Origin of the sequence: Pacificibacter marinus (genome assembly GCF_018860665.1) — a bacterium.
Taxonomy (GTDB): Bacteria; Pseudomonadota; Alphaproteobacteria; order Rhodobacterales; family Rhodobacteraceae; genus Celeribacter; species Celeribacter marinus_A.
In genome coordinates, this window is the sequence record NZ_JAHKPK010000056.1 from 59,469 (window position 1) to 60,444 (window position 976).

The window sequence follows — 976 nt, forward strand, 5'->3', positions numbered from 1 at the left end:
AACTCGACGCAAACAAGCTTCAGGCGACGCAGGGGCCGCAAGCGTGCGCGTGGGTCACGAACGCCGATGTCGGTGGCTTTGCGGCCGGGCGAACGTTGGTCCTTGGATTTTGTGTCGGATACGTTTGGTGCATCACGCAAGTTCCGTATTCTGGCAGTGAATGACGACTTCTGCCGCGAGAACCTGTGCCTCATAGCAGACACGAGCATATCTGGCGCACGTGTGGCCCGCGAATTGGACGCGCTTGTGCGCGTCTACGGGAAGCCAGGTTGTATTGTCAGCGAGCGTGACCTTGTCCGCCATTGGTCCGAGGACAATGGTCGCGCGGGACGGAGTTCACCAGTCGGGCGATCCTGAAATGGGCCGGGATAACGACGTGGATTGGCATTACATTGATCCTGGTAAGCCCAGCAGAATGGCTTCATCGAAAGCTTCAATGGGAGCCTGAGAGACGAGTTCATAAATGAGGAGATCTTCGACACCTTGGATGATGCACGCCGAAAACTTGCACTCTGGCGATACGACTACAACAACGTCCGACCCCACTCATCGCTGGGAAACCAAACACCCGTTGAAGCGCGTCGAGCGCTTGAGCAATTTGTGGGCTCCGCGCACGACGCGCTTGCCTAAACTGACGACGAAGAATGTGAAATCCAAACCCGCAAACTCTCGTTATAAATGAGGGATCCTCGGGGGGCAGGTCACCATTCATCGAGTTTGGCCTCTAGATCAACATCATCTTTGTAGCTGAGCAGCTGATAAAATTCTTACCCGTCAGATCTGTGCGAACGTTCAACTTTGCCGTTGAGTTGCGGTGTGCCGCGTTTGATGTCCGCATGACGGATGCCAAGATCTTCAACGTGCCAATGGAACTTTGCCTGGAATTCATAGCCGTTATCGGTTCTGATCTCACGGATGCGGAACGGGAACTTTCGATGATGTGATCCGCGAAGTCGATGGCATTGGCTTGGGTATG

2 pseudogenes are annotated in these 976 nt (G+C 54.5%); one reads left to right on the forward strand and one right to left on the reverse strand.

The annotated features are described in order from the left end of the window. Window positions 1-630, forward strand: a pseudogene (locus KO497_RS15715) (integrase core domain-containing protein); the annotation flags it as partial. A 74-nt stretch (window positions 631-704) separates the two neighbouring features. On the opposite strand, the pseudogene KO497_RS15720 reads toward KO497_RS15715, so the two are convergent. Then, window positions 705-976 (reverse strand): annotated as a pseudogene (locus KO497_RS15720) (IS481 family transposase); the annotation flags it as partial.